Raw genomic sequence first — 20,536 nt, forward strand, 5'->3', positions numbered from 1 at the left:
ACACATTGACGATCGAGTTTCCCAATGCCTATCGCGACCTGATCGCTGCAAACAAAGACAGGTTCTTCGAGTCATTCAAACTGAAGAAGAACTCCTGAGCGGCGGACCGTCAGCGCTCGCCGTGCACGGGTGCGCATAGACTTCGGCCACGCCGCTGATCGCGATCCCATTGTGCTGCTCGACTGCTGGCTGGGCATTGCGATCAATACTCCTTGAACGCTTTGTGATGATTCGGCCACGATTGACCTTCATCGTCTACGACCAAAGTTCATGGGCCGTTCATTTCGATTTCCGTACCTGTTCCACCCAAGAAGCTCGGCAAAACCTGCCCCAACAAGGAGACTTCCATGCGTGAGATCGTCCGTCCCGTAACTGCTGCGCTGAGCGTCGCGTGTCTTGCGATCGCCATGACCGCGGCGTCGAACAGCGGCGCATTCGCGCAGGCCAAGCAGCAGCAGATGGCGCCGCCGGCCAAGCAGCCCGCGCAAGCCGCGCCACCCGCGCAGGCTGCGGCTCCGGCACAGGACCAGGCCCCGCCGATCAAGCAGATCGCGCTGACCGACAAGCAGGTCGATGGCGCGCTCGCCGCGGCCAAGGAAATGGACCCGATCACCGCGAAGCTTTCCCAGGACGCCAAGCCGGATCCGAAGATCGTCGGCCAGCTCGAGGGCATCGCCAAGAAGAACGGCTTCGCCAGCTATGACGAGTACAACAACGTCGTCGACAACATCTCGCTGGTGCTAGGCGGCTTCGATCCGCAGACCAAGAAGTATATCGGTCCCGAGGCCGTGCTGAAGGCGCAGATCGCCCAGGTCCAGGCCGACAAGAAGATGTCGGCCAAGGACAAGAAGGACGCGCTCGCCGACCTCAACGATGCCCTGAAGTCGCCGCCGCCCGCGGTCGAGAACAAGGGCAACATCGATCTCGTGACCAAGAGCTACGACAAGCTGATGGAAGAGTTCGGCGGCAGCGACGACAATTAATGCGTCGCATCGAATCAGTAAGTGAGCCCCGGAGAAATTCTCCGGGGCTTTTTTATTGTCTCGGAACGCGCCCGGCTCAGGGTGACCGAAATAATACGTGCTGCTCCAGCCCCGTCATTGCGAGCGAAGCGAAGCAATCCATCTCACCGCAAGCGGAGAAATGGATTGCTTCGTCGCTATCGCTCCTCGCAATGACGGCAGTGCAAAGCCATCGTCCGGTTCAGGTGCGCGTGCGCATCCGCATCATGAAGCTGTCGAACGAGAGCTCGGCGACCTGCATCCAGGCCAGCGATTCGTTGCGATAAGCGGCCAGGCTCGAATACATCTTGCCGAAATGCGGGTTGCTCTTGGCGAGATCGGCATAGATCTCGTTGGCCGCGCCGTAGCAGGCTTCCAGCACCTCCTGCGGGAACGGGCGCAACTGCGCGCCGGCCACGATCAGGCGCTTCAGCGCCGGCGGGTTGACCGCGTCATATTTGCCGGTCACCCAGGTGAAGGTGTCTTCGGAGGCGGCCTGGATCGCGGCCTGATAGTGCTTCGGCAGCGCGTTCCACTTGTCCTTGTTCATCACATTGTGGCCCTGACCGGTGCCTTCCCACCAGCCGGGGTAGTAGTAGAACTTCGCGACCTTGACGAAGCCGAGCTTCTCGTCGTCATACGGCCCGACCCATTCGGCGGCGTCGATGGTGCCTTTTTCCAGCGCCGGATAGATATCGCCGCCGGCGATCTGCTGCGGCACGCCGCCGACCTTGGCGATGATGGTGCCGGCGAAGCCGCCGACCCGGAATTTCAAGCCCTGGAAATCCGCCATCGACTTGATCTCCTTCCGGAACCAGCCGCCCATCTGGGCGCCGGTCGAGCCGGTCGGAATGCCGATGCAGTTGAATTCTGCGAGCAAATTGTTGAGCAGGTCGGTGCCGCCGCCCCATTGCAGCCAGGAAATGTGCTGGCGCGTGTTGAGGCCGAACGGCAGCGACGTGCCGAAGGTGAAGGCGGGATTCTTGCCCCAGTAATAATACAGCGCGGTATTGCCCATCTCGACCGTGCCGTTGGAGACGGCGTCCAGCACCTGCAAGCCGGGCACGATCTCGCCGGCGGCGAACGGCTGGATCTGGAAGCGGTTGTCGGTGATCTCGGCGACGCGCTTGCAGAAGAATTCACACCCGCCATAGAGCGTATCGAGCGCCTTCGGCCAGCTCGCCGCGAGCCGCCACCTGACCTCCGGCATCGATTGCGCGACCGCGGGCGCGGCGACCGCCGTCGCAGCCAGCCCGACGCCGCCTGCCTTCAAGAATTCACGACGTTTCATGCGTATCCCTCCTGTGTGCCGATACCTCGACGAGGGGAACGATCTTGATGCCGTCTTTCTTCGCCGATCGATCGACGTTCTGTGATGAATGTGTCCGGTGGCCCTCGACGGGCTCTTGTTGTGGAAATCCGAGTTTCCGGTTCCGCCGGTCAGGATGATCGTTTGCCGGAGGAAATCAAGCGCCTGCCTTCGTTGCAGGTGCGAAGGACAATCGGCGCTGTCGGTCTCATCCGATACCCGCCGCGATGGCTGCCGGCCTTGGCGCGATCTGCTACGCAGGGCGGGTGGGTTGACGGGAGTTCAAGGACATGGCCAACAAGAAAATCGTGGTTGCCGGCGCAACCGGCCTCGTGGGCAACGCAGCCTTGCGACACTTCGGCGCATCCGGCGATTGCGAGCGCATTGCGCTGTCGCGCCGCAAGCCACGCGATCTCTACGGCGCACGGCATGTGCGAATCGATCTCACCAGCGCGGAGGATTGCCGTCGCGCCGCGGCCGAGCTCGGCGGCGCAACGCACCTGATCTACGCCGCGCTCTATGAGGCGCCCAGCCTGGTCGACGGCTGGCGCGATGCCGGGCAGATCGAAACCAACGACCGGATGCTGCGCAATTTGATGGGTGTGCTCGAACCCGTCGCGCCCGATCTCAAGCATGTCGCGCTGCTGCAGGGCACCAAGGCCTATGGCGTGCATGTCCGGCCGCTCACGGTGCCGGCGCGCGAGGGCCGTTCCGAGATGTACGAGCAGCCGAATTTCTATTGGGCGCAGGAGAATTTCCTGCGCGAGCTGCAGCGGGGCAAGAGCTGGCACTGGAGCATCCTGCGCCCGGTCCTGATCATCGGCGAAGCCATGGGCGGCGCGATGGACCTGATCCCGCCGCTCGGCGTCTATGCGGCGGTGCTGCGCGCGCAGGGCAGGCCGCTGGATTATCCCGGCGGCGCGCCGCGCGTCGCGCAGGCGGTCGATGTCGATCTGCTGGCACGCGCGATCGCCTGGTCGGGCGACGCCGAGGCCGCGCGCAATGAAGCGTTCAACGTCACCAATGGCGACGTCTTCACCTGGGAAAATATCTGGCCGGCGGTATCGGATGCGCTCGAGATGACGCCGGGCCGGCACGTGCCGCTGTCGCTGGCGCAGGAGTATCCGAAATGGATCGCGCAGTGGGACGAATTGCGCAGGACGCACGACCTGATCGCGCCCGGGCTGGAGGAGTTCGTCGGCCTGTCCTTCCAATATGCCGACTACAGCATGCGCTACGGGCAGACTGAATCGGGTCCGCCGTCGATCGTCTCGACGGTGAAGATCAACCAGGCCGGTTTCACCGAGATGATGGATACGGAAGCCATGTTCCGGAAGTGGTTCAGGCTGGCGAAGGCGAGCCGGCTGCTGCCGTAAGTCGTTCTGCCCGCGCTCTCTCTCTACTCCCTCTCCCCGTTCTTACGGGGAGAGGGTTGGGGTGAGGGGCTTCTATCCGGCAGGCAGAACAGAACTTGTTGAGCACCGTGCCTCGCCCCTCACCCGGATCGCATCTTCGATGCGATCCGACCTCTCCCGCAAAGCGCGGGGAGAGGTGAAGAGCACAGCTCGCGCTGTGAGTTGGCCGACGAGTTAGCGCTACCGCGAGAACGCTACTTCCATCGCCTTGCGCGTCTTGATCGTATCGTTGCTCTCGTCGACCTCGACATCGCTCCAGCGCACGACAGCGCCATGGGCGACGTCGCTCTTCAGCTTCACCCGATGGGCAAGCCCGATCGGCAATGCGCCGGCGGCGAGGCTGGCGGCGGCCGGCATCAGCTTGCCCCACACGGTGTAGCCGCCTTCGCCGTCGAGCATCTCGCCGGCGCGCAGATTGCGCTTGGCCACCGCTGCGACGTCGCCGCGGAAGCCGCGCGGCTGCCCGGTCGGCTCGTTGCGCAGGGCCGCCGACAGCACGGAAATGTTCAGCTCGAGCCCGATCAGATGATACGGCTTGTACATCGCCGCATAGCGGCCGGAGGCGTCGGTCTTGAGGCCGTACTGCTTGAAGCAATCGGCGGCATAATCGTTGGGCGCCTCCAGCACGACATAGACGCCCCAGCGCAGATCGCGAAACACCGGACGGCCGTCGCGCTCCAGCGACGACACCACTTCGACGATGCCGGATTTCTCCAGCACGCCGCCCTTGTCGCGCGGCCGCATCACATGCGGCAGATCGTCGACGCCGCAGGGCGGAAACAGCAATCCTTCCGACGGCACGTCGAGGGTGCAGGCATTGGCGATCGCCGCCATCTCGATCGCGGATTTGGTGCCGTCGAGGAAGGAGTTGAACATCTGCGGATTCATGCCGGCGGATTGCGCCTCGCCGGCGGTGAGCCCGTAATGCTGCCACACGCCCTCCGGCGTGACGTCGTGATAGGCCGGCAGGTACTTTGTGCCCTTGCCCGCGGCGACGACGCGGAAGCCCGTGGCGCGGGCCCAGTCGACCATCTCGGCCGTCAGCGCCGGCTGGTCGCCATAGGCCAGCGAATAGACCACGCCGGCCTTGCGTGCCTCCTCGGCGAGCAGCGGCCCCGCCAGCACATCGGCCTCGACATTGACCATCACGACATGCTTGCCGGCGGCAATCGCCGCGCGGGCATGGCGGATGCCGACGGCGGGATTGCCGGTCGCTTCCACCACGACATCGAATGCGCCGCCGGCGATCGCACGTGCACCGTCGTCGGTGAAGGTGGTGGCGCTGATCCGCGCGTCTTCCCAGCCGACGGTGCGGCACGCCTCGCGGGCCCGGTCACGGTCGAGATCGACGATCACGGGCACTTCAAGCCCCGGCGTGTGCGGCACCTGCGACAGGAACATCGAGCCGAATTTTCCGGCGCCGATCAGGACGACGCGGACCGGCTTGCCGGCGGCGGCGCGGGTTTTGAGGAGGTGATGCAGGTTCATGATGTGGATCCGATGTTGGTGCGCCGAGGCGAGGACCGTTACCAAAATCGCCATGGCCGGGCATAGCCGTCCGAAGGACGGCGTCGCTTCCGCTCGCCTACGCCCGGCCATCCACGTCTTGGCGAGAGCACTTTTGCTTGTCCGTGGATGCCCGGGTCAAGCCCGGGCATGACGAGTGTGTTCGATCGTTACTCCGCCGCCTGCCGCGGTGCACGAGCGAGCCGCAGCAGCGCGTCGTCGGCGACGGTCTGGATCGGCGTGAAGTCGCGGTGGGCGATGTAGTCGGGCCGCGTCGGGGTGCGGATGTAGTTCGAGACCGCGTTCAGCGTCAGGTAGACGATCTTGCGCGGATAGGGCGTGATGTTGCCGCTCGATCCGTGCACCAGATTGCCGTGGAACATGAGCATGCCGCCGGGCTTGCCGGTCGGCGCGACGATGCCGCCCTGCTTCACCAGGCGGGTCACGGTTTCCTCGTCCAGTGTCCACAGCGGATAGGACGTGGTTTCGAGATCGTGCGAGGCTTTCAGATCGCCCGCGGTCTGGCTCTGCGGCACCAGCATCAGCGGGCCGTTGATCGGCATCACCTCGTCGAGGAAGATCGCGATGTTCATCGCGCGCGGCTCCGGCATGCCGTCATCGCGCTTCCAGGTGCCGTAGTCCTGGTGCCACTGCCAGACGTCGCCGGTGAAGGCCGCCTTCGCGTTGATCTTGAACTGATGCATGTAGACCTTCTCGCCGAACAGCTGCTCGATGGGGTCGATCATGCGCGGATGCGCGCCGAGGGTGCCGAACGCCTCATTGTAGAGATGTGCGGCGAAGGCCGTGCGCGGCGCGCCGCTCTTCTCGCGCCACACCTCGGGGCGGTTGGCGTCATAGATCGAGACCGCCTCGCGCGCGAGGAAATCGACCTCTTCCTGGCTGAACAGCTCGGGCAGGAACAGCCAGCCTTCGCGATGGAAAAATTCGACCTGCTCTTGGGTCAGTTTCATGGTGCTTTCCTCCTGTTGTTGTTGTCATTCCGGGGCGATGCGTGAGCTTCGAACCCGGAATCTCGAGGTTCCCCGATGCGCAATTGCGCATCTGTGGTTCGGTGCTCCGCACCGCCCCGGAACGACGGCGTGAACGTCACGCCGCCACGTCGATTGCCCTCAGTTTCTCCTCGGTCATCCGTCCTGCCGTCTGCGCATGCGCCAGCGCCGCGGCTTCTGCCGCTGCGGCATTGCCGGAAAAAACATGCGCGGCGATGGTCTCGTGTTCGGTCCAGGCGCTGCCGCGGTAATCGAGCTCGGCGAGCACGGTCGCCATCGAGCGGCGCATATGCGGCCATTGCGGCGCGATCATCTCCTCGATCGCGGAATTGCCGGCGAGGCGATAGATCGCGCTGTGGAAATCGACGTCGAGTGCGATCAGGCGCGCCAGCGGCGTGCCGTCGTCGATCGCGCGTCCGGCTTCGAGCGCGGCTTCGAGTTGTGCGCGTGCCGCGGCATCTTCCTTGACACGCGCAGCGGCAAGCCGTGCCGCCAGCGCATCGATGGCGCCGCGGACTTCATAGAGTTCGCGGATGCGCTGCGGATCGAGCTGCGTCACCTCGAAGCCGCGTCTGCCGCTCTCCGCGACAAGCCCCTGGCGGTGCAACAGATGCAGGGCGTGCGAAATCGGCTGGCGCGAGACGCCGAGCCGATCGGCAAGTTCGTTCTGGGTGATGCGCTGGCCAGGCAGCAGCGTGCGGTCGATGATCGCTTCGAGCAATCGCCCGTAAACCTGGTCGATGAGGTTTGGAAGCGGGTCCAACGGGATCATACCGACTGTCCAGATTTGGAATACGGAATTCCGTGTTCGAAAATGAGGCTACTGCGGGTTGCGGGAGCGGTCAAGGCTCCGGTTTGCGACCACGCTAAGCGATTGAGAATGGGCCGGTTCTTGACCGGGCCGCGCTGCGACAGCCGTCCCAACGTCCGTCACGGCCGGCCGTCCGCGTCTTTTTTGATGTGGGACCAGAGGCGTGGATGCCCGGGACGGGACAAGCCCGGGCATGACGAGTTTGCGGAAACGCTACTTCGCCTTGCCCAGCTCCATCAGCGTCCGCGTCATCAGATAGAGCCGCGGCACGATCGAGTTGGTGTCGATGTATTCGTCGCGCGCGTGATAGCCCCAGCCGGCGAGGCCGAAGCTCTCGACCACGACGGCCTTGCCGCTGCGTGCGGCGTAGCCGGCGTCGGTCGCGCCGCCGGTCATTTCCGCGATGTCGAGCGTGCGCCCGAGCTCGGTGTAGATCGCCTGTCCTTGCCTTGCGAGCGCGCGGCCGCGATCGTCAGCCACGAAGGGCGGACGGCCCGCGACGACCTTCACGGTCACCTCGGTGTCCGCGATCAGCCTGTTCTTCACCTTCTCGTCGAGCGCCGCCTGCAGCTTTTGCACGCCGTCGGGAATGGTGAGGCGGATGTCGGCGCCGGCGGTGGCGTGATCGGGGATCTGGTTGCGCACGGTGCCGGCCTTCGCGGTGGTCCAGTTCAGCTGCGTGCCCGGAATCGATTTCGCGACGTCCTGTGTCTGCAGCAATTGATGCGCGAGCTCGATCAGCGCGTTGCGGCCGAGCTGCGGCGCCGCGCCGGCATGCGAGGCCTTGCCCTTGACATCGATCGTGCCGGTGGCGGTGCCGCTGGCGCCGAGCAGCAAGCTCTCATTTTTCGCGACCGGCGGCGCAACCGTCGGCTCGCAGGACAGCACCACGTCGTGCTGGTCGGCGAGCTCTGCGATGATCTCGCCGGAGCCGATCGAGCCGACCTCCTCATCCGGATTGAACGACACCGTGAGCTTGGCGTAGTCGCGCCAGCCCGCATCGTTGAGGATCTTGAGCGCATGCAGGACGACGGCGATGCCGCCCTTGTCGTCGGCAATGCCGGGTCCATAGATCCTGGTGCCGTCGACCTTGTAGGGCTGGGTGTCGAGGATGCCGTGCTCATAGACCGTGTCCATATGCGCGATCAGCATCAGCTTCTTCGTGCCGGTGCCCTCAAAGCTGCCGATCACCATGTCGGCGCCGGCGCCCTTCGTGGTCTTGCGCCGCTCGGTCTTGGCGCCGAGCGCCTTCAGCTGTGCCTCGGTGTAGTCGGCCATCTTCTTCAGGCCTTCGACATCGCTGGAGCCCGATTCGATCAGCACCATGTCGTGCAGGCTCTCGATCACCGCCGGCTGGGCCTGCTCGGCGGCCGCACGCAGTTTTTCGTCTGCGGCGGCAAAGGCGGAGGAGGAGGCGAGGGCGAGCAGGCCGGCCGACGCGAGCAATTTGATGGATAGTTTCATGATCGTCCTCCCTGCGCAGATGCAGAGAGACACTAGCATTGCGACTTGGCTGCCTCCAGCTGTGTCAGCTGCGCTCGAGCACCTCGACATCGAAGGTCTCGATCTCCGAGGCGTCGGCGGTCGCGTCGATCGTTGCGATCCGGTCGCCTGAGATCGTGACCCGCAGCACGATGCGCAGCGCGCCGCCGAAGATGACGGCAACGCCGATCTCGCCGTCGACCAGCGCGGGCTTCGCCGCCTGTGCGCGTCCCTTGAAGCTTTCGGCCACCGCTGCGGCGCCGCGGATCACCGGCAGCGAGCCGAGCCGCTGTGCGGCCTGATCGGCGCGCACCACGACGTCGGGCGCCAGCACGGCCAGCAGCCCCTCGAAATCGCCGTTGCGGGATGCGGCAAGAAAGGCCTCGACGATGCCGCGCTGCCGGATGAGATCGGCATCCGGTGCGGGTGGCGCACCCTGCACGCGACGCCTGGCACGGCTGGCGAGCTGCCGCGCGGCGGCCGGCGTGCGCCCGACGATCGGCGCGATCTCCTCGAACGGCACCGCGAACATGTCGTGCAGCACGAAGGCCAGCCGCTCGGCCGGCGCCAGCGTTTCCAGCACCACGAGCAGCGCGGCGCCGACGGAATCGGCCATCTCGGTCTCGCGCTCGACCGGATTGTCCGCGATCGGTTCCGGCACATGTGGGCCGATCGGCTCCTCGCGGCGCGATTTGCGCGAGCGCAGCATGTCGAGACAGATGCGCGCGATCACCGTGGTCAGCCATCCCCCGAGATTGTCGACCGCAGCAGCGTCGGTGCGGCCGAGCCGCAGCCAGGTTTCCTGCACGGCATCGTCGACTTCGGCGGTCGAGCCCAGCATGCGATAGGCCACCGCCCGCAGGCGCGGCCTGTTGGCCTCGAACTGCTCGGTGAGAGAATCTTTCTCGTCCATCGGTCACATTCCCTTTGTCCGCTCCGTCATGGCCATGACGAACGAAACTGCGCCGATGTGACAACAAATCGACGCGGCGGCGTCAAAGGACAAATCAGGAGAGCGACATGATGAAAGCCCGCATGAACCACCCGGTGATGGTTGTTCCCGAGGCCATGAAGGCGCTGCAGGCGCTGAGCGAGAGCACCAAGCCAGCTCTGCCGGAAAAGCTGCTGGAACTGGTGCATCTGCGCGCCAGCCAGATCAATGGCTGCAGCGTCTGCGTCGATATGCACCCAAAGCTCGCCCGGCGTGCCGGCGAGACCGACGAGCGGCTGTTCGCGGTCGGTGCCTGGCGCGACGCGCCGTATTTCACCGAAGCCGAGCGCGCCGCGCTGGCGCTGACCGAGGCGGTGACCCGGCTCAGCGACCGCGAGGATCCGGTGACGGACGCGGTGTGGGACGAGGCGGCGAAGCACTTTGACGAGCAGCAGCTCGCGTCGCTGGTGCTGGGCATCGCGGCGATCAACGTCTGGAACCGGCTGAACGTCGCGGTGCGCCAGCCGGTTGGTGCGTGGAAGGTGTGAGATGCTGATGTCCCTCTCCCCGCTCTTGCGGGGTCGAGACGAGCGAAGCTCGCTCTTGGAGGGTTGGGGTGAGGGGCTTCTCTCCGCGGATGACGTGGGTGGATGGACCCGTACCCCTCACCCGGATCGCATCTCGCGATGCGATCCGACCTCTCCCCGCAGGCGGGCCGAGGTGAAGAAGGAGCATCGTCTATGTGGAGAGAAACTCCAGCACGATCTCGCAGTAGCGCTGCGGGGCCTGCTCGAACATCGGATGCGTGGTGCCCGGGATCATCTCGATGCGCGAACCCTTCACATTGGCGGCGAGCGCGTGCAGCACCTTCGGCAGCACGCCCTTGGTGTTGGCGCCGCCGATGAACAGTGTCGGTGTCTTGATCGCTTCCGCGTCCGCCTTCGAGAACGGCGGGCGCTGGTCGCGGGTCTGGCCGATCAGCGTGGTCGCATTGTCGCGCAGCAGCTGCTTGGAGGTTGCCGGAATCCGTTTCCACGCGCCGGGGCCTTCGAGCGCGTCCATGAAGATCTGCAAGCCGCCGTCGATATCGCCTTTGGCGATCTCCGCCGCGCATGCCGCGAAGCGTGCTGCCAGCGGCGAGGGGCCCGGCTTGAAATCGGGGTCGAGGGTCTCGTCGAGCTCGCCGCCCGGTTCGGCGAGGATCAGCTTGCGCAACAGGTCCGGCCGCCGCTGCGCGGCGCGGAAGCAGATATGGCCGCCGCGGGAATGCCCCATCAGGTCGACCGGTCTGGTGTCGAATTTTTCGATAAAGGCGATCACGTCGTCGACGTGCTGCGCGATCGAATAGGTGTCGCCGATGCCGTCCCAATGCGCCGGGAAGAAATGCCGCAGGCTGACCGCGATCACGCGGTGCCGCCGCGTCAGCGGGCCGAGCACCGCCGACCAGATCCGGAAGTCGCACAGCGAGCCGTGCACGCAGACCAGCGGCGGGCCCTCTCCGACATCGAGATAGGGCATGTCGAAACCGTTGACGTGGAGGCTGTGCATTTTGGGCTCGCGGAGGGGAGGCAGATGTTGTTGATTTGGCCGAAGTTCCCACGGAATTCGGGTGGATAGCAACATTCTCCAAGCCTAGATTCCGGATCAACAGCAGGCTCACGCGAGAGCTGAAGGGAACATCTGGAGCGAGCCATGACCGGCCAGCATTTTGCAATCTTCGAGACCATGATCGGCGCCTGTGGCGTCGTCTGGGGCGAGCACGGCGTTACCGGCGTGCAGCTGCCGATGGGCACCGAGGAGAAGACCCGCAAGCGGATTGCCCAGCGCAACGGCGAGGTCACCGAGGCGGCGCCTCCGGCCGAGGTGCAGCACGCGATCGACGGCATGATCGAGCTGCTCGCCGGCAAGCCGAACGACCTTGCCGACATCGTGCTCGATCTCGACGGCGTGCCGGAATTCAACCGCGGCGTCTACGACATCGCGCGGAAGATCCCGCCGGGCAAGACCGTGACCTATGGCGACATCGCCAAGCAGCTCGGCGGGGTCGAACTGTCCCGCGATGTCGGCCAGGCGCTCGGCCGCAACCCGTGCCCGATCGTGGTGCCTTGCCACCGCGTGCTTGCGGCGGGCAACAAGCCGGGCGGCTTCTCGGCCAATGGCGGCGTCGTCACCAAGCTGAAGATGCTGCAGATCGAAGGCGCGATCGTGAACCACACGCCGAGTTTGTTTGATTGAGGTGCGCGCGCTCTTATCCTCCCCTGGAGGGGGAGGATCAGTTCGCATGAAATGCGAACCGAGGTGGGGTGAAGGTCTCTCGTAACGGGCGCTGCCCGCGTTGAGAGATCACCCCACCCCGTCTCATATTGCGCTGCGCTTCATGTGAGCCGACCTCCCCCTCCAGGGCAGGGCTATCGCATATGCCCCTTGGCGACCGCGCAAGTGCTTGGCCTCGTGGTTCGAGACGCGCCGCAAGCGGCGCTCCTCACCATGAGGGTCTACTATTGTGCCGCAAAACAAGACCTCATCCTGAGGAGCCCGCCGAAGGCGGGCGTCTCGAAGGATGGCTACGAGGGCACCGCCACGAAATGCGATAGCCCTGCCCTCCAGGGGAGGGTGGCAGAGTGCGACTATCGCGAGTTTGGCTCACGTCACACCGTCTCGCACACGAACCCGTTGCCCTTCCGCCTGATCTTGCCGATCGACGGCGAAGGGAAATGCGCGGGGCAGCACAGCGTGTCGGTGTCGCAATAACGCTCCAGGAAGCCGCGCCGCGTCTTCGCGGCTTGCGCCTGGTCGACATCGAACTTCGCCGACAGCTCCGGATAATGCGTCTGGATCGGCGAGTGCATCAGATCGCCCGAAAAGACCGCAGCGTCCTTGCCGCGGCCGAAGGCGAAGGCGACGTGGCCCGGCGTGTGGCCGGGCGTCGGCAGGATGCGGGCATGGTCGCCGATCGCAAAATCATGGCCGACGATCTCCGCCCGCTTGGCCTCGACGACCGGCAGCACGCTGTCCACGAAAGGCGGAACCTCCGCCTTCGCGTTGCTCTCGGTCCAGTAGTCGAACTCGGCCTTGTCGAACACGTAGCGCGCATTTGGAAAGGTCGGCACCCAGCGGCCGTTCTCCAGCCGCGTGTTCCAGCCGACATGATCGACATGCAGATGCGTGCACATCACATAGTCGATGTCACCGACGGAGAAGCCTGCCGATGCAAGGCCGCGCAGATAGGTCTCGTCGGTCTTCATGTTCCATTTCGGCCGCGCCGGCCGCGGCTTGTCGTTGCCGATGCAGCTGTCGATCAGGATGGTGTGGTGCGGTGTCTTCACGACATAGGACTGGAACGCCAGGATCAAGGTGTCGCTGTCGTCGAGCGCACCGGTGGCCTGCATCCAGCCGCGGTTCTCGGCGAGCATGTCCGGCGTCAGTCCGGGCAGCATGTCGTGCGCGGGCAGGAACGTGGTCTCCTGCTCGACGATGCGATGAATGGTGAGATCGCGGGCGGCAAACTTCAGGCTCATGGTGATTCCTCGGCGTTGGCGTTTTCGAGCGAAGTGGAGTCCGGTTCGCGTGAAGAAAACGCGCAGGAAAATTCTAGTGCGCGTCGCGCACGGCGGGAATGATGATGTTGGCAAGGATATCCATCGCCGCAAGGCCTTCCTTCGGCTGGCCGTACCGGGCTGCCGTCGTCATCATCACAAGGTCGAGATCGCGACAATGACGGCGAGATATCGAGCCCGGCCGGCGATGCACAAGACCTGCGCCGGGAGGTGAGAGGCGGGGAGGCATTCGCGCGTCACATGCTCCCCGCTGTTGCCTTGGTCACGCCGCCGGCGGCGCCGAGATATTCACCGACGGCCGCTCCAGCATTTTCTGGTAGAAGGCGTCGAGCTTGGGATAGGCCTTGCGCCAGCCGCAATCGGCGAAGCGGAAATCGGCATAGCCGAGCACGCACACGAGGCCGATCTGCGCGATATCGAATGACGAGCCGTTCAGCACGTCCGGCCGGTTCTCGAACCGCGCCATGCCGGCCCAGGCCCTGTTCCAGTGATCGTCGTGCCAGGCCTGCCACAGCGAGCCCTGCGGCCGCACCATTTTCTCGTAGCGGCACAGCAGCATGGAATCGAGCATGCCGTTGAGCAGCGAGTGATCGGTCTTCAGCTTCCAGCGCCGCGGGCCGTAGCCCGGGATCAGCCGGCCGCCGCCGAGCTCGTTGAGATATTCGACGATGACGTAGGAATCGAGGATGACGTCGCCATGGTCGAGGATCAGCACCGGCAGCTTCTTCAGCGGTGAGATCCTGGAATATTCGTCATTGGCCGTGCCCGGTGCGACGGTCGCCGGCACCAGCTCGATCTTGTCGATCAGGCCAAGCTCGATCGCCGCGATGCGCACCTTGCGGGCGAACGGGGAGGCGGGAGAGAAGGTGAGTTTCATGGAGATGACCTCTTTACGAACACACAGTCGTCATCCTGAGAGACCGTGAATGTACGACTCTCGATGACGCAACATACTCGATGTCGTCCCGGCCTAGTGCGCAATTGCGCACGGGAGCCGGGACCCATAACCACCGAAGGCCATTGTTGCGCGACGCTGGGGCCACAGCCTTCTAACAACTCAACCCTGTGGTTATGGGTCCCGGCTTTCGCCGGGACGACGAGGGGAGAGATTGCGCTGTATCCCCGTAAACTACGCCCCAACGATTTCCTGGCGCTGCTCGCCGAGGCCTTCGATGCCGAGCGTCACGACGTCGCCGACATTGAGATATTGCGGCGGCTTCATGCCGGTGCCGACGCCGGGCGGGGTGCCGGTCGTGACGATGTCGCCGGGCAGCAGCGTCATGAACTGCGAGACGTAGGAGATGCACTTCGCCATCGTGAAGATCATGGTCGAGGTCGTGCCGGTCTGGCGGCGCTGGCCGTTGACGTCGAGCCACATCGACAGCTTCTGCACGTCGGCGATTTCGTCCTTGGTGGCGAGCCACGGGCCGACCGGGCCGAACGTGTCGTGCGACTTGCCCTTGGTCCACTGGCCGAGGCGTTCGATCTGGAAATTGCGCTCGGAGACGTCGTTGCAGATGCAGTAGCCGGCGACGTGGTTCAGCGCGTCGGCTTCCGACACATACTTGGCGCGGGTGCCGATGATGGCGGCGATCTCGACTTCCCAGTCGAGCTTGGTCGAACCGCGCGGCTTCTCGACCGGATCGTTGGGACCGGACAGCGCGGTGTTGGCCTTCAGGAAGAAGATCGGCTCGGACGGGATCGGGTTGCCGGTTTCCTTGGCGTGGTCGGAATAGTTGAGGCCGATCGCGACGAATTTGGAGATGCCGGTGACGGGGGCGCCGAAGCGCGGCTTGCCGGCGACGGCGGGCAGGGAGGCGGGATCGAGGGCAGCAAGCTTCTTCAGCGATTCCGGCGTGTAGGCATCGCCGGTCAGGTCCTTCAGATGGGCCGAGAGGTCGCGGAGCTGGCCGGATTTGTCGATCAGACCGGGCTTTTCCGCACCCTTTTCGCCATAACGAACAAGCTTCATGTTGATCACTCCCTACGATTTCCTGAGGATTGTTACTGGTATACCTCGACACGCTTCATGGAACAGCGCGCCGGGAAATTCAACCGCCCTGAGCGCGCTGCATTGCTGCCAAGCCTTATTTCAAGGCCATTTCGGTCCAATCAGCCCAGCGCGATAAACCTGAACGCGTCGCCGTCGCGCTTGATGTGGCCGGCGTTGAAATGCCCGCCGATCACCAGCGTCGGGGTATCGGCAAAGCGCGAGAACAATTCGCGCCGCGTCGCGGCCGATTGCTTCTGGTCGGAGTCCGCGGTCGATGACCAGTCGAGGTGGTACATCTGGCAGGGATGATGCGCGACGTCGCCGGTTAGCAGCCCTTCCTCGCCGCCGGACCTGATGTGGATGCTCATATGGCCGGGGCTGTGTCCCGGCGTCGGGATCAGCGTGATCTCCTCGGTCAGCCGATGGTCGCTCGGCACCAGCTCGGCCTTGCCGGCATCCGCGATCGGCTTCACGGAATCGGCGAACACAGCGGCATGCGCGGGATCGTCGCTATGGTCGCGCCAGTGCTCGTATTCGGTCTTGCCGAAGACGTAGCGCGCATTGGCGAAGGTCGGCACCCATTTGCCGCCGACGAGTTTGGTGTTCCAGCCGACATGGTCGACATGCAGGTGGGTGCACAGCACGGTGTCGATGCTGTCAGGGGTAAATCCGGCCGCGGTCAGCTTCTCCAGGAACGGATCGCTGCGGTTGTTCCAGGTCGGCACGTTGCGGCCCTGCTTGTCGTTGCCGAGCCCGGTGTCGACGATGATGCGCTGCTCCGGCGTCTCCACCAGCAGCGAATGGATCGACATTTTCAGCCGGCCCTCCTCGTTGGCGAAATGCGGGATCAGCCAGGGCAGGCTCTGGATCTCCTCCCGGCCGGCCAGCGGCAGGATGAAGCGGGTGCTGCCGACGGTCTCGAGCTCGACGACTTTGGTGATCCTGACCTTGCCAACGGTCCAGTGCATGCGGCGTGTCCTCTATTTTTTTGTTGCTCTTGCCGGACCATGCGGGTTTCCGCACGCCGACGCAATGGATCAAGTCGGCGCCTCCTGCGTTACCGCCTCGTTGGACGAAGGAGTGTGCAATGCCGGAACTCGCAATCTCCCCTGAAAAGGTCGGCTTCTTGATCGAGAAGGCGCGCGAATTCGACGTCAAGGAGGGGCTCGTCGATCCCGACTCCGGCTCGAACGGCGCCGACGACGACATGATCGATGTGCTGGAGGATGACGGCAGGGATCCGGTGGCGCGCGAGATCACCGGCTTCATCAACGCGCTCAGCGAGGACGAGCAGGTCGACCTCGTCGCCCTGATGCGGCTCGGCCGCGGCGACGGCACGATCGAGGAATGGGCCGATCTGCGCCGCGAGGCGGCGCGCGGACGCACCGGCCATGTCGCCAACTATCTGTTGGGCGAGCCGATGCTCGGCGATCTCCTGGCCGAAGGACTCGACGAGTTTGGCCTGGGCCCGAGCGACGAACGCATCACGCCGATCCACTAAGCAGCCGCATGTTCACCTGACCTCGCCCCGCAAGCACAGGGCAATCGCATATGGAATGAACCGATTCTTCCGCGCCGTCATGGCCGGGCTTGTCCCGGCCATCCACGTCTTTTCTTCGCGTGGAAACGAAGGCGTGGATGCCCGGGACAAGCCCGGGCATGACGAGTTTGTGGGAACTCCGATCGCCACAAACGGCCATATGCGATTGCCCTACCGCGTGCGGGGAGAGGGAGAAGATTATCGCGCGCAGTCGACGATCACGGTGCCGATCTTGTCGCCCTTTTCGACGGCGAGATGGGCGTCGGCGGTCTCGGCGAGCGCGAATTGCCCGGCGATATTGTGCACGCGGGTACCCGATGTCAGCCATTGGGTGATGTCGGCCTGCGCGGCCGCGAGCAGCGGCGGCGGCAGCGCAAACAGCACCAGCGAGCGCACGGTGATGCATTTCTCCATTAATTCGCGCACCGGCAGCGTCGGGGTGCGGTTGCCGTTGGTGGCGTAGACCACGATCGTCGAGTTCATCGCCATGATCTTCAGCGTGGTCGCGAGATTGCCGCCGAAATCGACGTCGATCACGCGGTCGACACCGCGGTTCTCGGTGAAGGCCATCACCTTCGAGACGACGTCCTCGGTCCGGTAGTTGACGACGGTGTCCGCGCCGGCAAGCCGCGCCTCGACGTCCTTGACTTGCGAGCTCACCGTCGCGATCACGCGCGCGCCGCCCCACTTTGCCAATTGCACGGCGTAGTGGCCGACCGCGCCGGCGCCGCCGGTGACCAGCACCGTTTGTCCGGAGATCGGACCGTCGGCAAACAGCGCGCACCACGCGGTCATGCAGGGGATGCCGAGCGTAGCACCTGCCGCGAACGACACGTCCTGCGGCAGCGGCGTCACCAGGTAATCGGCGAGCGTGATGTATTCGGCCGCGGTGCCGAAGGCGCGGCCGTTGCGCTGGCCGTTGAACAGCCAGACGCGATCGCCGACCGCAAAGCGGGTGACGCCTTTGCCGACCTGGTCGATGATTCCGGCGCCGTCGCTGTTCGGGATCACGCGCGGAAATTCCATCGCTCGATAGTTGCCGCTGCGGCGGCCGACATCGGCCGGGTTGACGCCGGAGGCCTCGAGGCGAACCCGGACTTCACCGGGACCAGCCTCGAGCGTCGGCATCTCGCCGACGGTAAGCACCGTCGGCGCCGCGCCGGTCCGTTCGTACCAAACAGCTCTCATCTAGCGCCCCTTTCCGAAGTTCGTGAGCTCGTCCAGCGACCTCTTGCGCGAACTTCGGAAAGCAAGAGGGCGCTAGAAGACTCATGAAGCTCTAGTGCCGCTTGACCGATTTGAAGCTCCCAATCGGTCTCGCCGCATACAGTGCAGGAGCTTCAAATCGGCGGCACTAGAGCGTACCTGGGAAAGCACCGCCGTCGAGCAGCAGGTTCTGCCCGGTGATGAAGCCGGCCTTGGCGCCGCACAGGAATGCGCAGGCATAGCCGAATTCGTCGGGATCGCCGAAGCGGCCGGCGGGGTTCAGCTTGGCGCGCTCGGCCAGCACCTGCTCGGCCGAGATGCCGCGCTTCTCGGCCTCGGGCTTCGCGGTGCCGCGCAGGCGGTCGGTCTCGAACGGGCCCGGCAGCAGGCCGTTGATGGTGACGTTGTTGATCACGGTCTTGCGCGACAGGCCGGCGACGAAGCCGGTGAGGCCGGCGCGGGCGCCGTTGGACAGGCCGAGGATCTCGATCGGTGCCTTCACCGCGGCCGAGGTGATGTTGACGATGCGGCCGAACTTGCGCGCCATCATGCCGTCGACGGTCGCCTTGATCAGCTCGATCGGCGTCAGCATGTTGGCGTCGATGGCCTTGATCCAGTCGTCGCGGGTCCAGTTGCGGAAATCGCCCGGCGGCGGGCCGCCGGCATTGTTGATCAGGATGTCGGGATCGGGGCAGGCCTTGAGCACGGCTTCGCGTCCCGCCGCCGTCGTGATGTCGCCGACGATCTCGGTGACGGTGACGCCGGGGTGCGCCTTGCGGATTTCGTCGGCGGTCTGCTTCAGCGCCTCGGCGCCGCGCGCCGTCAGGGTGACGTGCACCCCCTCATTGGCGAGCGCGATCGCGCAGGCGCGGCCCAGTCCCTTGCTCGATGCGCATACGATGGCGCGGCGGCCTTTGATTCCAAGATCCACGGTTCACTCCCTGTGATATCGGTCGGTTTGTAAAGGTTTGATGGCACCAGTCTAGCCAAGCTCGGCGGCGCCGATAAGGGACGTGCAATGCATAAGTGCATGCCGGGCAGGAACAGTGCGGTGGGCCGGCGGGCTAGATGCGTTGCTCGCGCCGCAGCCGCTCGATCGTCATGGTGGCTTCGGGCGGCAGCGACCGGAATCCGGCCTGTCCGGCCGCGGAGAACAACGACCGCAATTGCGATCCGTTGAGGAATTGCGGCTGTCTGGCGAGCGGCACCAGCTGATCGAACACCAGCACCAGCGTGGTCACGACGAGACCGACCCTGATGGCGCCGAGCAGCGCGCCGCCAAGGCGGTCGCCGATCCCGATCTCCGCGCCGATGGTGTCGTCGAGCATTGTCCGCGCCATCTTTCCGAGGATGACGCCAATCAGGAGGAAGAGGCCGAACAGCAGCACGCCATTGGGCGGAAACGGCGACGACGGCAGCGTCGCGATGTGGGGCCCGATCATCGCCAGCGCGGCGACCGCGAGCGGCATGGCGACGAGATAGGCCAGGATGGTGACCGCGCTGCGCAACAGGCCGGTCGTGAAGCCGGTCACCACCGCGAACACCGATCCGAGGATGACGGCCAAGTCGAAGAGGTTCATGGATGAGGAATTCCTGCCCCAATCTCCTACTGTCCCCCGGTTGATCAAACCTGCTTACATCAAGGACAATTGTCGCTATCACTCGTCCGCTTCAATCCGGGAACCTGTCGATGTCCGACCTATTCGATGTCAGTAAAGAAATCATCCTCATCACCGGCGCCTCGCAGGGGCTCGGGCGGCAATTCGCCCGCGTGCTGGCGGCACATGGCGCCGCGGTGGTGCTGGCCGCGCGCCAGACCGCGAAGCTGAAAAGCCTCGAGGAGGAGATCAAGGCCAAGGGCGGCCGCGCTGCCGCGGTGCAGATGGACGTCGCGGATATTTCCGGCATCGCGAAAGCGCTCGACGCCGCCGAAGCTGCGCTCGGTCCGGTCACGGTCCTGATCAACAATGCCGGCATCGCGATCGAGAAACTGTCGACCGAGCAGACCGAGGCGGATTGGGACGCGGTGATTGGCGCTAATCTGAAGGGCGCGTATTTCCTCGCGACAGAACTTGCGCGGCGCATGATGGCGCGCAAGCAGCCGGGCAATATCATCAACGTCGCGTCCGTGCTCGGACAGGGCGTGCTCAAGGCGGTGTCGCCCTATGCGATCTCCAAGGCCGGCATGATCCAGGGCACCAAGGCGATGGCGCTGGAACTCGCCGGCAACAACATCCGCGTCAACGCGCTGGCGCCGGGCTATATCGATACCGAGATGAACCACGATTTCTGGTCGACGCCGGCAGGCGAGCGGCTCGCCAAACGGATTCCACAGCGCCGGGTCGGCGCCGAGTCCGATCTCGACGGCGCGATCATGCTGCTGGCCTCCAACGCCTCGCGCTACATGACCGGGACGGTGGTGACCGTGGATGGCGGGTTTCTGTTGAATTGAGGGACCGTCATTGCCGGGCTTGACCCGGCAATCCATCTCGTTTCACATCAGTGCGTAGCCCGGATGAAGCGCAGCGAAATCCGGGAAGCATGCGTGAAGGTCCCGGATTACGCTTCGCTTCATCCGGGCTACGATTGCAGCGACATCAAGCCACAAGCACGGCCTGGGGCCGTCGGCGCGGTTTCTGGATAATAGAATAATGCCGCTGATTTGCCCGACGAGTCAAGTCGCCGTGTCGAAGCCGGCAGCCCCCGGCTACTTTGCATGGGGTTGTTTTCGATATTTTGCCAGTGCGGCCCTGCGACGGCAGTCTCATAGGTGGG

The 20,536-nt window shown here is 64.7% G+C and carries 21 protein-coding genes (1 of these 21 running past the window's edge); 7 read left to right on the forward strand and 14 right to left on the reverse strand.

Annotated features, from left to right (window positions below):
• Both QA635_RS06055 and QA635_RS06060 read left to right on the forward strand, forming a co-directional pair.
• Positions 1-98: the 3' end of a hypothetical protein gene (locus QA635_RS06055; RefSeq protein WP_283067795.1), read on the forward strand. The gene continues 235 nt to the left of window position 1, outside the view; 98 of the gene's 333 nt are visible here — the last part of the coding sequence; its start codon lies off the left edge, out of view; it ends in the stop codon at positions 96-98.
• A 249-nt stretch (positions 99-347) separates the two neighbouring features.
• Positions 348-983, forward strand: coding sequence for a hypothetical protein (locus QA635_RS06060; RefSeq protein WP_057017853.1), 636 nt, complete (start codon positions 348-350; stop codon positions 981-983).
• A 220-nt stretch (positions 984-1,203) separates the two neighbouring features.
• Here QA635_RS06060 and QA635_RS06065 read toward each other — a convergent pair whose 3' ends face one another.
• A complete protein-coding gene (locus tag QA635_RS06065; protein WP_283067799.1) occupies positions 1,204-2,292 on the reverse strand; it encodes a TRAP transporter substrate-binding protein in 1,089 nt (362 codons plus the stop codon).
• A 308-nt stretch (positions 2,293-2,600) separates the two neighbouring features.
• Between QA635_RS06065 and QA635_RS06070 the strand changes: the two genes are divergently transcribed.
• Positions 2,601-3,686 carry an NAD-dependent epimerase/dehydratase family protein gene (locus QA635_RS06070; RefSeq protein WP_283067801.1) on the forward strand — a complete coding sequence of 362 codons (1,086 nt, stop codon included), beginning with the start codon at positions 2,601-2,603 and terminating at the stop codon, positions 3,684-3,686.
• Between the two features lie 219 nt (positions 3,687-3,905).
• Here the strand turns inward: QA635_RS06070 and QA635_RS06075 are convergent, their stop codons facing one another.
• From QA635_RS06075 to QA635_RS06095, 5 genes are all read right to left on the reverse strand, one after another.
• Positions 3,906-5,213, reverse strand: coding sequence for an NAD(P)H-dependent oxidoreductase (locus QA635_RS06075; protein ID WP_283067803.1), 1,308 nt, complete (start codon positions 5,211-5,213; stop codon positions 3,906-3,908).
• A 188-nt stretch (positions 5,214-5,401) separates the two neighbouring features.
• Complete coding sequence (locus QA635_RS06080) at positions 5,402-6,202, reverse strand: phytanoyl-CoA dioxygenase family protein (protein WP_050425629.1); 801 nt, start codon at positions 6,200-6,202, stop codon at positions 5,402-5,404.
• Between the two features lie 136 nt (positions 6,203-6,338).
• Positions 6,339-7,013, reverse strand: coding sequence for a GntR family transcriptional regulator (locus tag QA635_RS06085; protein WP_283067807.1), 675 nt, complete (start codon positions 7,011-7,013; stop codon positions 6,339-6,341).
• Positions 7,014-7,265: 252 nt separating this feature from the next.
• On the reverse strand, positions 7,266-8,516 hold the full coding sequence (locus QA635_RS06090; protein ID WP_283067809.1) for a M20/M25/M40 family metallo-hydrolase: 1,251 nt from the start codon (positions 8,514-8,516) through the stop codon (positions 7,266-7,268).
• A 64-nt stretch (positions 8,517-8,580) separates the two neighbouring features.
• The gene (locus QA635_RS06095) at positions 8,581-9,447 is read right to left on the reverse strand and encodes a sigma-70 family RNA polymerase sigma factor (RefSeq protein ID WP_283067811.1); all 867 of its coding nucleotides are present in this window, start codon (positions 9,445-9,447) and stop codon (positions 8,581-8,583) included.
• A gap of 110 nt (positions 9,448-9,557) precedes the next feature.
• Here QA635_RS06095 and QA635_RS06100 point away from each other — a divergent pair, with 110 nt between their 5' ends.
• Complete coding sequence (locus QA635_RS06100; RefSeq protein ID WP_028341912.1) at positions 9,558-10,013, forward strand: carboxymuconolactone decarboxylase family protein; 456 nt, start codon at positions 9,558-9,560, stop codon at positions 10,011-10,013.
• A 190-nt stretch (positions 10,014-10,203) separates the two neighbouring features.
• On the opposite strand, the gene QA635_RS06105 is transcribed toward QA635_RS06100, so the two are convergent.
• Complete coding sequence (locus QA635_RS06105; RefSeq protein ID WP_283067813.1) at positions 10,204-11,013, reverse strand: alpha/beta fold hydrolase; 810 nt, start codon at positions 11,011-11,013, stop codon at positions 10,204-10,206.
• A gap of 144 nt (positions 11,014-11,157) precedes the next feature.
• On the opposite strand from QA635_RS06105, the gene QA635_RS06110 reads away from it, so the two are divergent.
• Entirely contained in the window at positions 11,158-11,700 is a 543-nt protein-coding gene (locus tag QA635_RS06110) for a methylated-DNA--[protein]-cysteine S-methyltransferase (RefSeq protein WP_253606717.1), read from the forward strand.
• A gap of 413 nt (positions 11,701-12,113) precedes the next feature.
• Here the strand turns inward: QA635_RS06110 and QA635_RS06115 are convergent, their stop codons facing one another.
• The 4 genes from QA635_RS06115 to QA635_RS06130 all read right to left on the reverse strand — a co-directional run bounded on the left by QA635_RS06115 (position 12,114) and on the right by QA635_RS06130 (position 15,983).
• Positions 12,114-12,983: an MBL fold metallo-hydrolase gene (locus tag QA635_RS06115; RefSeq protein ID WP_283067816.1), complete on the reverse strand. Its 870-nt coding sequence runs from the start codon at positions 12,981-12,983 to the stop codon at positions 12,114-12,116.
• Between the two features lie 301 nt (positions 12,984-13,284).
• The gene (locus tag QA635_RS06120; protein ID WP_283067818.1) at positions 13,285-13,899 is read right to left on the reverse strand and encodes a glutathione S-transferase family protein; all 615 of its coding nucleotides are present in this window, start codon (positions 13,897-13,899) and stop codon (positions 13,285-13,287) included.
• 252 nt (positions 13,900-14,151) lie between these two features.
• Positions 14,152-14,994, reverse strand: coding sequence for a fumarylacetoacetate hydrolase family protein (locus tag QA635_RS06125; RefSeq protein ID WP_026191869.1), 843 nt, complete (start codon positions 14,992-14,994; stop codon positions 14,152-14,154).
• A gap of 140 nt (positions 14,995-15,134) precedes the next feature.
• Positions 15,135-15,983, reverse strand: a complete 849-nt coding sequence (locus QA635_RS06130; RefSeq protein WP_283067821.1) for an MBL fold metallo-hydrolase — start codon at positions 15,981-15,983, stop codon at positions 15,135-15,137.
• A 119-nt stretch (positions 15,984-16,102) separates the two neighbouring features.
• Here QA635_RS06130 and QA635_RS06135 point away from each other — a divergent pair, with 119 nt between their 5' ends.
• Positions 16,103-16,516, forward strand: coding sequence for a DUF3775 domain-containing protein (locus QA635_RS06135; protein ID WP_225645345.1), 414 nt, complete (start codon positions 16,103-16,105; stop codon positions 16,514-16,516).
• 237 nt (positions 16,517-16,753) lie between these two features.
• On the opposite strand, the gene QA635_RS06140 is transcribed toward QA635_RS06135, so the two are convergent.
• The 3 genes from QA635_RS06140 to QA635_RS06150 form a co-directional block, all read right to left on the reverse strand.
• Positions 16,754-17,743, reverse strand: a complete 990-nt coding sequence (locus tag QA635_RS06140) for an NADPH:quinone reductase (protein ID WP_283067824.1) — start codon at positions 17,741-17,743, stop codon at positions 16,754-16,756.
• Positions 17,744-17,909: 166 nt separating this feature from the next.
• Positions 17,910-18,692 carry an SDR family oxidoreductase gene (locus tag QA635_RS06145; protein ID WP_050385630.1) on the reverse strand — a complete coding sequence of 261 codons (783 nt, stop codon included), beginning with the start codon at positions 18,690-18,692 and terminating at the stop codon, positions 17,910-17,912.
• 133 nt (positions 18,693-18,825) lie between these two features.
• Entirely contained in the window at positions 18,826-19,341 is a 516-nt protein-coding gene (locus QA635_RS06150; RefSeq protein WP_283067829.1) for a CvpA family protein, read from the reverse strand.
• A gap of 110 nt (positions 19,342-19,451) precedes the next feature.
• On the opposite strand from QA635_RS06150, the gene QA635_RS06155 reads away from it, so the two are divergent.
• On the forward strand, positions 19,452-20,213 hold the full coding sequence (locus QA635_RS06155) for an SDR family NAD(P)-dependent oxidoreductase (protein WP_283067831.1): 762 nt from the start codon (positions 19,452-19,454) through the stop codon (positions 20,211-20,213).
• The last annotated feature ends 323 nt before the right edge of the window (positions 20,214-20,536 follow it).

It is taken from the genome of Bradyrhizobium brasilense (assembly GCF_029714345.1).
GTDB lineage: Bacteria > Pseudomonadota > Alphaproteobacteria > Rhizobiales > Xanthobacteraceae > Bradyrhizobium > Bradyrhizobium australafricanum.

Excerpts from the sequence above, each read along its gene's own strand:
- QA635_RS06060 (WP_057017853.1), top strand. The coding sequence starts at position 348 with ATGCGTGAGATCGTCCGTCCCGTAACTGCTGCGCTGAGCGTCGCGTGT.
- QA635_RS06065 (WP_283067799.1), bottom strand. The coding sequence starts at position 2,292 with ATGAAACGTCGTGAATTCTTGAAGGCAGGCGGCGTCGGGCTGGCTGCG.
- QA635_RS06070 (WP_283067801.1), top strand. The coding sequence starts at position 2,601 with ATGGCCAACAAGAAAATCGTGGTTGCCGGCGCAACCGGCCTCGTGGGC.
- QA635_RS06075 (WP_283067803.1), bottom strand. The coding sequence starts at position 5,213 with ATGAACCTGCATCACCTCCTCAAAACCCGCGCCGCCGCCGGCAAGCCG.
- QA635_RS06080 (WP_050425629.1), bottom strand. The coding sequence starts at position 6,202 with ATGAAACTGACCCAAGAGCAGGTCGAATTTTTCCATCGCGAAGGCTGG.
- QA635_RS06085 (WP_283067807.1), bottom strand. The coding sequence starts at position 7,013 with ATGATCCCGTTGGACCCGCTTCCAAACCTCATCGACCAGGTTTACGGG.
- QA635_RS06090 (WP_283067809.1), bottom strand. The coding sequence starts at position 8,516 with ATGAAACTATCCATCAAATTGCTCGCGTCGGCCGGCCTGCTCGCCCTC.
- QA635_RS06095 (WP_283067811.1), bottom strand. The coding sequence starts at position 9,447 with ATGGACGAGAAAGATTCTCTCACCGAGCAGTTCGAGGCCAACAGGCCG.
- QA635_RS06100 (WP_028341912.1), top strand. The coding sequence starts at position 9,558 with ATGAAAGCCCGCATGAACCACCCGGTGATGGTTGTTCCCGAGGCCATG.
- QA635_RS06105 (WP_283067813.1), bottom strand. The coding sequence starts at position 11,013 with ATGCACAGCCTCCACGTCAACGGTTTCGACATGCCCTATCTCGATGTC.
- QA635_RS06110 (WP_253606717.1), top strand. The coding sequence starts at position 11,158 with ATGACCGGCCAGCATTTTGCAATCTTCGAGACCATGATCGGCGCCTGT.
- QA635_RS06115 (WP_283067816.1), bottom strand. The coding sequence starts at position 12,983 with ATGAGCCTGAAGTTTGCCGCCCGCGATCTCACCATTCATCGCATCGTC.
- QA635_RS06120 (WP_283067818.1), bottom strand. The coding sequence starts at position 13,899 with ATGAAACTCACCTTCTCTCCCGCCTCCCCGTTCGCCCGCAAGGTGCGC.
- QA635_RS06125 (WP_026191869.1), bottom strand. The coding sequence starts at position 14,994 with ATGAAGCTTGTTCGTTATGGCGAAAAGGGTGCGGAAAAGCCCGGTCTG.
- QA635_RS06130 (WP_283067821.1), bottom strand. The coding sequence starts at position 15,983 with ATGCACTGGACCGTTGGCAAGGTCAGGATCACCAAAGTCGTCGAGCTC.
- QA635_RS06135 (WP_225645345.1), top strand. The coding sequence starts at position 16,103 with ATGCCGGAACTCGCAATCTCCCCTGAAAAGGTCGGCTTCTTGATCGAG.
- QA635_RS06140 (WP_283067824.1), bottom strand. The coding sequence starts at position 17,743 with ATGAGAGCTGTTTGGTACGAACGGACCGGCGCGGCGCCGACGGTGCTT.
- QA635_RS06150 (WP_283067829.1), bottom strand. The coding sequence starts at position 19,341 with ATGAACCTCTTCGACTTGGCCGTCATCCTCGGATCGGTGTTCGCGGTG.
- QA635_RS06155 (WP_283067831.1), top strand. The coding sequence starts at position 19,452 with ATGTCCGACCTATTCGATGTCAGTAAAGAAATCATCCTCATCACCGGC.